The 10,767-nt window shown below is 72.3% G+C and carries 7 protein-coding genes and 1 pseudogene; 3 read left to right on the forward strand and 5 right to left on the reverse strand.

Annotation, left to right across the window (positions count from 1 at the left end; genetic code table 11):
- Positions 1 to 200: 200 nt before the first annotated feature.
- The 3 genes from SACHA_RS0113510 to SACHA_RS0113520 all read right to left on the reverse strand — a co-directional run bounded on the left by SACHA_RS0113510 (position 201) and on the right by SACHA_RS0113520 (position 5,063).
- A complete protein-coding gene (locus SACHA_RS0113510) occupies positions 201 to 2,261 on the reverse strand; it encodes an acyltransferase family protein (protein WP_019810643.1) in 2,061 nt (686 codons plus the stop codon).
- Between the two features lie 96 nt (positions 2,262 to 2,357).
- Entirely contained in the window at positions 2,358 to 3,506 is a 1,149-nt protein-coding gene (locus SACHA_RS0113515) for a glycosyltransferase (protein ID WP_019810645.1), read from the reverse strand.
- A gap of 54 nt (positions 3,507 to 3,560) precedes the next feature.
- A complete protein-coding gene (locus tag SACHA_RS0113520) occupies positions 3,561 to 5,063 on the reverse strand; it encodes a hypothetical protein (RefSeq protein WP_019810647.1) in 1,503 nt (500 codons plus the stop codon).
- Positions 5,064 to 5,251: 188 nt separating this feature from the next.
- Here SACHA_RS0113520 and SACHA_RS0113525 point away from each other — a divergent pair, with 188 nt between their 5' ends.
- Genes SACHA_RS0113525 through SACHA_RS0113535 form a run of 3 tightly spaced genes read left to right on the forward strand, consistent with a single transcriptional unit; the run spans position 5,252 to position 8,505 of the window.
- Complete coding sequence (locus SACHA_RS0113525; protein ID WP_019810649.1) at positions 5,252 to 6,343, forward strand: DegT/DnrJ/EryC1/StrS family aminotransferase; 1,092 nt, start codon at positions 5,252 to 5,254, stop codon at positions 6,341 to 6,343.
- A complete protein-coding gene (locus tag SACHA_RS0113530; RefSeq protein WP_019810650.1) occupies positions 6,340 to 7,335 on the forward strand; it encodes a Gfo/Idh/MocA family protein in 996 nt (331 codons plus the stop codon). The genes SACHA_RS0113525 and SACHA_RS0113530 overlap by 4 nt, the downstream gene beginning before the upstream one ends.
- 3 nt (positions 7,336 to 7,338) lie before the next feature.
- Positions 7,339 to 8,505, forward strand: coding sequence for a glycosyltransferase family 4 protein (locus SACHA_RS0113535; RefSeq protein ID WP_019810651.1), 1,167 nt, complete (start codon positions 7,339 to 7,341; stop codon positions 8,503 to 8,505).
- Between the two features lie 37 nt (positions 8,506 to 8,542).
- On the opposite strand, the pseudogene wecB reads toward SACHA_RS0113535, so the two are convergent.
- Positions 8,543 to 9,600: pseudogene (gene wecB, locus SACHA_RS22065) on the reverse strand (non-hydrolyzing UDP-N-acetylglucosamine 2-epimerase).
- 87 nt (positions 9,601 to 9,687) lie between these two features.
- The coding region (locus SACHA_RS25490) for a DUF6541 family protein (RefSeq protein WP_019810653.1) at positions 9,688 to 10,767 on the reverse strand (1,080 nt) is incomplete at its 5' end.

Genomic DNA, 10,767 nt, shown 5'->3' on the forward strand with positions numbered 1-10,767 from the left:
CGGCTGGGTGGGGCGTGCCGGCGCCCCGCTGCGGCAGGAGGACGGCCGGTGGGTGTGCCCGGTCACCGGTGCGACCTACCGGGAGACGGGCGACGTCCTCGTCGAGTCCGACTGACGGCCCGTCCACCGTGCCCCGCCCACCGGGCCCCGCCCGGAAGCGGGCGGGCCCCGGGTGACGACATTTCGCGGGCGAACTGTCGTCACCAGCCGGTGACGCGGTCGATCTCGGTGGCGAGCGCCGGGGCGAGCGTGCGGGCGTAGGTCGCGGTCAGGTGTGACGTGTCGCGGTAGACCAGCACGTTGCCGATCACGGCGGGACACCGGCCGTCGGGACACACCCGGGGTGTCAGGTCGAGCAGGGCGACGGTGTCCGGGACCCCGTCCAGGGCCCGCGCCGGATCGGTGGGGGTGTGCTCGTACGACGGGTCGAAGACGCACCGGTCCGGTTCCCGGGTCGCCACGCAGGACGCGCCGTCGGTCGGCACACGCGGGAGGTCGCGGACGCCGAGGACGTCGATGCCGACCTCGGCGAGCTGTCGCCACCGGTCGGCGAAACCCGGGAACGCCCGCTCCCCGCCGTCGGGTAGGGCCCGGGTCGAGGAGGTGAGCACCGCGTCCGGGCGCAGGGACGTGAGGCGGCGCATCGCGTTCTCCCGCCACCGTTCGCACTGGGTGTAGACCTGCCCGTCGACGGTGTACGGGGTGTCGGTGCTGAACTGGCACGAGCTCTTGGTGAGGTTGTAGACCCGCCAGCCGCGCTCGTCGGCGATCTCCCGCAACGCCGGGTACCAGTGGGCGCTGCGGGAGGCGCCCACGACGGCGATGCTGCGGTCCGCATCGGCGGGCCCGGACACGCAGACCCGGGCCTCGGTCTGTTCCAGCGGGGCGTGACACTCGTCCGCATAGGTGTGCGGCAGATCGTCGCGGGCGTCGGCCGGGCGTGGCACCACCGGCCTCTCCGGTACTGACGACGCGGGGAACGAGGGGTCGAGCACCCGGGCACCGGGGTAGTCGGCGACGTTCTCCGCCGTCACGGTGATCGTCTCCCGGGTGTCCAGCCGGTACGCCCAGAGCAGGCTCACCACCAGGACCGGGGTGAGGCACACGGCGACGACCGTGACGGCCCAGCCGGGATGCGTCCTGGGCGTGGTGAACGCGTTGACCGGCTTCTCCAGCAGGATGCGGGTGAGCACGGCGAGCCCCAGGGAGAGGGCGAGCACGAGCAGTCCGCCGGGCAGCGTCGCCACGCTGCGCCCGGTGAGCGCCAGGTACACGATCAGCACCGGCCAGTGCCACAGGTACAGCGCGTAGGACACGCCGCCGAGCGCGGCCAGCGGCCGTGCGGTCAGGAACCGGTCCACGGCCAGCGGATGGCCGGTCGTGCCCGCGAGCAACACCAGGATCGCCGCGCCCACCGGCCACAGTGCCACGTACCCGGGGAACATCGTGGACACGTCGAACAGCGCGCCGCACGCGATCAACGCCAGCAGGCCGACCCACCCGAGCAGCACGCGCAGTCCGCGGGGAAGTCGCACGGACGGCAGGGCGAGCGCCAGGAGACCGCCGAGCGCGAACTCCCACAGCCGCGCGCCGAGGTCGAAGTACGCCCACGCCTGGTCGGTGGCGGTCCGCACGACCGAGTACGCCAGCGAGCCCGCGAACACGGTCAGGCAGACGACGAGCACGCCGGTGCGGACCCGGGTGCGCAGCCGCAGTGCGACCGCCCCGGCGACGGCGATCAGTACCGCCCAGAGGACGTAGAACTGTCCCTGGATCGACAGGGACCAGATGTGCTGCACCGGGCTGGGCAGTTCGGCGCGGTCGAGATAGTCCACCGCGGAGAAGGCCAGTTTCCAGTTCTCCGCGTAGAACGCCGCGGCCAGCACCTCGCCGAGGGTGCCGCGCCAGCGCGGTTCCGGCAGCCACAGCCAGGTCGCGCCCAGCACGGCGAGCAGCACCAGCCCGACCGGTGGGTAGAGGCGCTTGAACAGCCTGCCCCAGAACGCGCCGAACCGGACGCGACCGTGATTCTCGACCATCCGGAGCAGGGATCCGGTGATGAGGAACCCGGTGAGCAGCAGGAAGACGTCCACGCCGCCGGAGACCCGGCCGAACCAGATGTGGTAGACGGCGACGAGCGCGACCGCCACGGCACGCAGGCCCTCGATCTCGGGGTGGAAACCGGGCTTCGTCCGGGCCGGTGTCGCGGCGGGGGTGTCCGCGGCGGTGCCGGGCGCGGAGGTGGGAAGGGTGCTGGACATGCTCGATCGCCGGTTCGGGCCGCGCTCCGCGGCGGGGTGGGGACTGATGGTTACCCGAGAGTAGCGGACGGACGCCGGATGGCGGGGCGAGGACGGTCAGTGGGGCAGCTGGTCGCCGACCATGGTGCGCAGTACGGCGGAATCCTCCCCAAAGTTGAGGACCTTCGCCGCGGTGTCGGCGTTGCGTTTGAACGCGCGCACCTGATCGACGTCGAGGGCGGCGAGTGTGTCGCGCATGGCTTCGGCGGAGGAGTCCCCGGCGACGACGCCGAGCTCGTGTCCGGTGATGAGCCGGTCGGTCTCCGGCGCGGAGTTGAACACCACGGCCAGCCGTGCCTGGACGAAGTCGAAGATCTTGTTCGGCAGCATCAGCCGGTGGTTCGGGGTCAGCGGCGGATGGCTGAAGACGCCGACGTCGTAGCGGTTCAGCGTCCCGACGAGCTCATCCGGGGCGACCGGGGGATGCAGTCGGATCCGCTCGTCCCCGCCGATGAGCCCGCGCAGCTGATCGAGGTAGCGGCCGTTGTCCCGGCCGGGCACCAGGTACAGGTCGAGGCTGTAGGTCTCGTCCAGGCCGCGGACGGCCTCGATCAGCGCCTCGATGTTGCGTCCGGGCACCGCGCCGCCGCTGTGGACGAGCCGGATGCCCTCGTCCGGCACCTCGCTCGGGGCGAGGTCGCGGAAGGGGCCCGCGTTGCGGACGGTGTGCGTGTCGACGCCGAGTTGCTCCCGGTACAGCTCGCCGATGGAGTCGTTGACCGTGGTCACCGCGGCCATCTTCGGGAGGTACCTGCGGCACTGGTGGGTCATGAACGGCTTGACCAGTAGCCGCCACGACCGGATGTGGCTGCGCTCCTCCGGGGCCCACTCGTGCATGTCGGCGACCACCGGGGCGCCGTGGGCCACCTCGTAGGCCAGTGCCATCGCCCGCGCCTCGTTCGCCACGACCACGTCGAACCGGCGGTCACCGATGACGGAGCGCGCGGCGCGCACCGCGGGTGCGGCGAGCTCGACCCGGTCGAAGCGGCGCAGCGCCAGCAGGGCGACCCCCGCGGGCGTCTGCGGGAGCGAGGGGAGGTCGGCGTCGATCTCCAGGTGTTCGGTCGCCGCCGCGGGCCGGTCCCCGAAGCCGACGGTGGTCACCTCGCCGAGTTCGGCGAGCACCTCCAGTTGCCGCAGCACGCGCGCGTCGCGGTTGATGTCGGAGAACGAGAGACAGAGGATTTTCTTCCCACCACCGGCCATGGGCGCGGAGTGTAGCCGACGGAGACCGGGCCGCTCGCGGGTCGTGGCGGTGGCTCACCCGCGCAGGGCACGCCGGACGACCGTGCGTGCGTCCCGGTGGTGCAGGCCCAGCCACGCGACCGCGAACAGGGCGGTGAGTGCCACGTCCAACCACCCCGGGCCGGGCTCGGTCGCGCGCACCGTGAGCAGCGCGCCGGTCAGCACGGCACCGGCGAGCACCCGGGTCGCGAGTCCGGCCCAGCGGTGCCCGTCCCGGCGCCACACCAGCACCACGGGCACGAGCCCGGTGATCGTCATTCCCGTCAGGTATCCGAGCGCGATCCCCAGCACGGACAGGGCGGGCACGAGCGCCAGGGCCACGGTGAGGCCGACGACGAACCCGGCCGTGCGGGTCAGGGCCATCACCTTCGCGCCCCGCTCGTCGTAGGAGCGGATCGATTCGGTGACCACGATGGAGGCCGTGTAGAGGAAGGTGGCCGCCAGCAGGACCTCCAGTACGGGGACGGCGGAGGACAGGTCCGGCCAGACGAGCGCGACAATTAGCCGGGCCCCCACGACCAGCGCACCGAACACGCCGCCGACGATGATGATCAGGGCACGATGGGCGAGGTCGGTGTGCCCCCGCACGGCGGCGAGGTCCCCCCGCCCCACGGCGGCGGACAGCGCGGGCAGCAGCAGCAGACTCAGTACCGAGCCGAGCATCGAGGCGGGCGTGGCCAGGGTGAGCGCGGCGGCGTAGGCGTCGGCGCCGGTGGCGTCGCCGGTCTGGTGCGCCAGCACCATCGTCAGCTGCAGGAACCCGCCGGTGGCCAGCGAGCCCAGCACCCCCCAGGCCACGAACCGGTTGATCTCGCCGCGCAGCTCCGCTCCGATCGGGCCGCCCCCGGTGCGCGGCCAGCCCGCGACGCTGTAGACGGCGTAGCCCGCCGTCAGCGGCAGCAGCAGCCACGCGCGGAGATCGAACACGAGCACCAGGACGAGACCGCCGACCGCGACGACGAACGAGAGCCCGTCCCACACCGTCGCCCGCAGGATCCGTCCGGTGGCGTACTGGACGCCGCGCACGAAGTTGTACGCGGACAGCCCGACGGTCAGCAGGGCCACGAACACGGCGGTGGTGAGCTCGCCGGGGGCGAGCAGGAGGTAGGTGACCGTGCCGGCCCCCACCCCGAGCGCGGCCGAGGTGAGCAGGGACAGCCGCGCCAGGTGTCGGGTGAGTGCCGTCCGGACGGTGAGATCGCCGGACTCGCGCGCCACGAACTTCGCCGCCGCCGCGCCCAGCGAGACGGGCCACAGCATCGTCGCGAACATCGCCGTGGAGATGGCGCTGTTGGTGGCCGACAGGAACCCGGTGGGCAGCGTGCGACCCACCAGCAGGCTGTAGACGAACCGCACCGCGCCCTGCACCGCGATGCCCAGCCCCGAGATCAGGCCGCGCCGGGCCGCGGGCAGGGCGTCGGCGTCGGTGCGGGGGTCCGGCCGGGTCAGCAGCGCACGTCGGTGGCCGATGCGCTCGGGGGTTCCGGTGCCGTCGGTCCCGCTGTCGGGCACGGTCATGCAGCGCACGCTATCGGCACCGCCGACCGCGAGACGCGGCAGGTGGCGGGTGTCCCGGGGTGTCACCGCGCCCGCGTCACCACCCCGGAACGGGTGCTTCCGGCGTCGAGGGGCGCCCGGTGTGGGATTCCGCCACCGGAATAGGGTGTGCCCTGTCCCGTACCATCCCGATCTTCGAGGACGTCCGCGTGAGTAACGAGTTCATCCCGGCCGCCAGACCCCTGATCGGTGACGCCGAACGCGACGCCGTCGACGCCGTGCTCCGTTCCGGGATGCTGGCGCAGGGTTCCGAGGTGGCCGCGTTCGAGGAGGAGTTCGGCCGCGTCCTGGTGGACGGGCGGGCGACGGTGGCGGTGAACTCGGGCACCTCGGGTCTGCACCTGGGGCTGCTGGCCGCCGGGGTCGGGCCGGGCGACGAGGTGATCGTGCCGTCGTTCACCTTCGCCGCGACCGCGAACGCGGTGGCCCTGACCGGGGCGACGCCGGTGTTCGCCGACATCGAGCCCGCGCACCACTGCCTCGACCCGGACAGCGTCGCCGCGATGATCACGGAGCGCACGAAGGGGATCATGCCGGTGCACCTGTACGGGCACCCGGCGGACATGCCCGCGCTGACCCGGCTGGCGCGTGAGCACGGGCTGGCGTTGTACGAGGACGCCGCGCAGGCGCACGGCGCGAGCCTGCACGGCACCCCGGTGGGGGCGTTCGGCACGTTCGCGATGTTCAGCCTCTACCCCACCAAGAACATGACCTCCGGCGAGGGCGGCATGGTCTGCACCGGCGACGCCGAGGTGGAGCGTGCCCTGCGGCTGTTGCGCAACCAGGGAATGCAGCGGCAGTACGAGAACGAGCTGGTCGGGTTCAACGCCCGGATGACCGACCTGCACGCGGCCATCGGCCGGACGCAGCTGGGCCGGGTCGGCGACTGGACGGCCACCCGGCAGGCCACCGCGCGGTTCTTCGACCGCAACCTGGACGGGGTGGGCACCCCGGCCGTGGCCGACGGCGCGGTGCACGTCTACCACCAGTACACGATCACCGTGCCGGACGACCGGGACGGCTTCGCCGCCGCGCTGAAACGGGAGTACGACATCGGCACGGGGGTGTACTACCCGATCCCGAACCACCGCCTGCCCTCCTTCGCGCGGGAGGCGGACCTGCCGAACACCGAGCGGGCGGCGGCCACGGTGCTGTCCCTGCCGGTGCACCCATCCCTGGACGACGAGGACCGCGAGCGCATCGTGACCGCGGTGAACACCCTGGCGAAGGCGGGAGCGTGAACGTGACGGAACTGCGGGTCGGCCTGATCGGGCTCGGCATGATGGGGCGCCACCACGCGCGGGTGGTGCGCGAGGTCGAGGGCCTGGAGCTGGTCGCGGTCGCCGACGCGGGCGGCGACCCGCACGGCGTGGCCGGGGACCTGCCCGTCGTGGGTGACGTGCACGAGCTGATCGGCGTCGGGATCGACGCGGCCGTGTGCGCCGTGCCCACCGGGTTCCACGAGGAGGTGGGGATCGCGCTGGCCGAGGCGGGGGTGCCGACGCTGATCGAGAAGCCGATCGCGCACAGCGTCGAGGCGGGGGCCCGGCTGGTGGACGCCTTCGCCGCGAACAACGTGGTCGGTGCCGTCGGGCACATCGAGCGGTACAACCCGGCGTTGCAGTCGCTGCGCGATCGGATGGCCGCCGGGGAGCTGGGCGAGATGTACCAGATCGCCACCCGCAGGCAGGGCCCGTTCCCGGCGCGCATCGCCGACGTCGGCGTGGTCAAGGACCTCGCCACGCACGACATCGACCTCACGGCCTGGCTGGCGAAGTCCGAGTACACCACCGTCTCCGCCCAGGTCACCACCCGTTCCGGGCGTCCGCACGAGGACATGGTGGCCGCGACGGGACGGCTGACCAACGGCATCATCACCAACCACCTGGTGAACTGGCTCTCGCCGATGAAGGAACGCGTCACCGTGGTCACCGGTGAGCGGGGTGCGTTCGTCGCCGACACCGTCAGCGCCGACCTCACCTTCTACGCCAACGGCGTGGTCAGCACCGAGTGGGACTCGGTGGCGGCCTTCCGCGGGGTGGCCGAGGGCGACGTGACCCGGTTCGCGATCCCGAAGCGGGAGCCGCTGCGGGTGGAGCACGAGAAGTTCCGCGACGCGGTGCTCGGCGTCGGCAACGACGTCGTCACCCTGCAGGAGGGGCAGAACACCCTCCGCACGGCGGAGGAACTGCTGGCCTCGGCGGGGTCGTTGACGGCTGCCGGAGAGGCGTGACCCGTGTCCGGGGCGAGGCGTAAGCGGGTCACCATCGTCTCCCGGCTGTTCCGGCCCGAACCCGGCGCGGCCGCGTACCGGCTCGGCACGCTGGCCGACGAGCTGCGGGGGCGCGGGTACCAGGTACGGGTGCTGACCACGGTGCCCCCGGAGGGCACTCGGATCGACGATCGCGGGCTCGACGTGCGTCGGTGGCCGGTGCTACGGGACAAGGGCGGCAACGTCCGGGGATACATCCAGTACCTCAGTTACGACGTACCGCTTTTCTTCCGCCTGCTCTTCACGCGCAGCGACCTGGTGGTGGTGGAGCCACCGACGACCACGGGCGTGGTCAGCCGCGTTGTCTGCGCTTTGCGCCGCACTCCTTATGTCCACTACTCCGGTGATGTGGTGTCCACCGCTGCCGAGGGCATCGGGGTGAACCGTGCGGTCGTCCGCATCCTGAAGACTCTCGAACGGTGGGTGCTCAGAGGAGCACGGGAGATCCTGGCCGTGTCCGACGGGGTGAAGGCGGATGTGGTGGAACTCGGGGCGTCCGAGCGGCGGGTGACCGTCGTCGGCGTGGGGATCGACACGGAGCGATTCCGGGTGACCGAGGTCGACGGTGCGGGGTCGGGTCGCAGACTGGTCTATGGCGGCACGATGTCGGAGATCCACGGCGCGGAGGTGTTCGTACGCGCGTTCGGCCGGATCGCGCAGCGGCATCCGGACGCGACCCTGGTGATGATCGGGCAGGGTGTGGACGTGCCCGCCTTGAGCGAGCTCGCGGACCGTGTGGCGCCGGGGCAGGTCGAGTTCCGCGCACCTCAGCCGCCGGACGTGCTCAGCTGGGAGTTCGCGACGGCCTGCGCCGCGCTCGCGTCGGTGAAACCGGGTGCGGGTTACGATTTCGCGTTCGCGACGAAGGCACTTGCCAGCCTCTCGGCCGGGGCGCCGGTGATCTACTCCGGGGTGGGACCGATGGCCGCCATCATCCGGGAGAACGATCTCGGCTGGGCTGTGGACTGGGATGAGGAGTCCGTGGCCGGAGCCATGGAGAAGGCGTTGGCCGAAGTCCCGGACCCCCGACGCAGGCGCGAACTGTCGGCCTGGGTGGAACGCAACCACAGCCTGCGCACGGTCGCCGCGAACGCTGTCGGTGTCGTCGACGGGGTTGTCCGGGGCGGCTGACCAGCCGGGCCCCGAGCGCCATGGCGTCGGAAGGTGGTCAGCCCCGCTCCACCAGTGCGCGGACCGTGTTCTCGGCCGCCCGCCCGGTGCCGTACGGGGCCGCGTCGGTCGCGGCGGGCCGGGGACGTTCCACCGTGGCCGCCAGGGTGCCGAAGTCGCGGTTCACGAGCACGTTCCAACCGAGGTCGACGGTCTCGACCCATTCGGTCTCCGGGCGGATCGTGGTGCAGGGCGCCCGCAGCAGGAACGCCTCCTTCTGCAGCCCTCCGAGTCCGTGATGACACCCGCGCTGTGCGACACGGCGTTGACGAGCTCGGGATAGCCGAGCGGTTCGCACACCGTGATGGCCCCGACTTCGAGGTCGATGCCGTGGCGGTCCGCCACGTGCCGCAGCCGGGGGTGTGCCAGCAGCACCACCGGCGTGTCGACCTTCGAGATCCCGTCGACGATCGCGCGCAGGCGTTCCGGGTCGTCGGTGTTGTCCGGCCGGTGCAGCGTGGCGACGTGGTACGCACCGGGATCGACCGCGGCGTCCAGGGCGAGTGGCGTGTCCGCCACCCGGTCGCGCACCTGGTAGAGCACGTCGGTCATCACGTCGCCGACGAGGACGCCGCGTCCGGCCAGGCCCTCGTCGGCGAGGTGGTCCATGGCCACCTGCGTCGGTGCGAGCAGCAGGTCGGCGGCGTGGTCGGTGAGCACCCGGTTGTGCTCCTCGGGCATCCGCCGGTTGAACGAGCGCAGCCCGGCCTCCAGGTGCGCCACCGGCTGGTGCAGCTTCACCGCGGCCAGCGCGGCGGCCAGCGTCGAGCTGGTGTCCCCGTACACCAGCACCCAGTCGGGGGTGGTGTCGGTGATGACCTTCTCCAACCCGCTCAGCATCGCGCCGGTCTGCTCACCGTGGCTGCCCGAGCCGATCCCCAGGTTGACGTCCGGGGCGGGGATCCCGAGGTCGGCGAAGAACGCGTCGCTCATGTTGTGGTCGTAGTGCTGGCCGGTGTGCGCGATGACGTGCTCGGCCGCACCGCGCATCGCCCTCGCGATCGGGGCCAGCTTGACGAACTGCGGGCGCGCGCCGACGACGCTCAGGATTCGCATGTCCCGGAGTGCATTGGCGCCGCGGCCACGCCCCACGCCGGTGGCGTGGCGACGCGGCCCCGGCCCGGCGCCGGATCGCCGGGGCCGTCAGCAGCCGGTCACGCGGTACAGGATGGCGGCGGGGCCTTCGCTGTCCACCCGGGTGAGGCCGGGGTTCACGGCCACCGACTTCAACCCTTCGAAGGAGATGCCCTTGCCGTGCACCTGTGGTCCGGCGAAGAAGAGGACGTGGTGGCTGTCCAGTTCGCGGACGGTGTCGCAGACGCGGGGGTCGGTGTCGAGCCGGTGCAGGTTGTCCATGAGGAACCGCGCGTCCTCGGGGATCGTGCCGCCGACGTGCGGGGTGAGGGTGCGTCGCTCGCCGAGGGCGTAGGCCAACGCCGTCCCGGTCCACGGGTTCCCGATGATCGTCGTGTCCGCGGGGACCGTCTCGTCGAGGCGGGTCAGCAGGTCGCGCTCCGCGGGGGAGAGCACCGGTGCGTCGGCGTCCATGGCGTAGTTGGACTGCCCGGCCCCGACCGCGTAGTTGACCGAGCTGAACTGGCCCGCCACGCCGAGCAGGGCGGCCAGGACGAGCGCCACCCCTGCGCGGGCGGGGGTCGGGTTCCCCCCGGGTTCGCCGAGTCGACGGCCGACGCCGGGTCGCTGTTCGGCCAGCCGCCGGGTGTACCGGGTGAAGATCCAGGTCGCGGTCACCGCACACAGTACGGCGGTGATCACCGGGAGCTGTCCGGCCAGCCTGCGGGTGTCGTTGTACCAGACCCCGGTGAGGAAGTCCCGGAGCGCGGTGTCCGGCACGGCCGAGACCACGACGAACAGCCCGGCGACGACGACCTGGAGCGCCACCAACCACCACGCGTACCGCAGGCGGGGCAGCACGGCGATCGTGACCAGCAGCAGAGCCAGCACGACCCAGCTCGGCCCCTGGGCGCCGATCCCGCCGGAGAGGATTTGCCCGATCGCCTGCGGGATGGTCTGCACCGGGGACCAGGCGGAGGCCTCCTCGCTGGGTCGTGCCCGCAGCCACACGAGCGTGAGCGCCGCCAGGTACGCGGCCAGCAGGGTGACCCGCACGGCGAATCGCGGCACGGTGTGGCCGTCGGTGTGCCCGGTCGGACGCCGCCGCCAGACCGCGACGACCAGCAGCGGCACGGCCAGCACGCCGAG

Origin of the sequence: Saccharomonospora halophila 8 (assembly GCF_000383775.1) — a bacterium.
Taxonomy (GTDB): domain Bacteria; phylum Actinomycetota; class Actinomycetes; order Mycobacteriales; family Pseudonocardiaceae; genus Saccharomonospora; species Saccharomonospora halophila.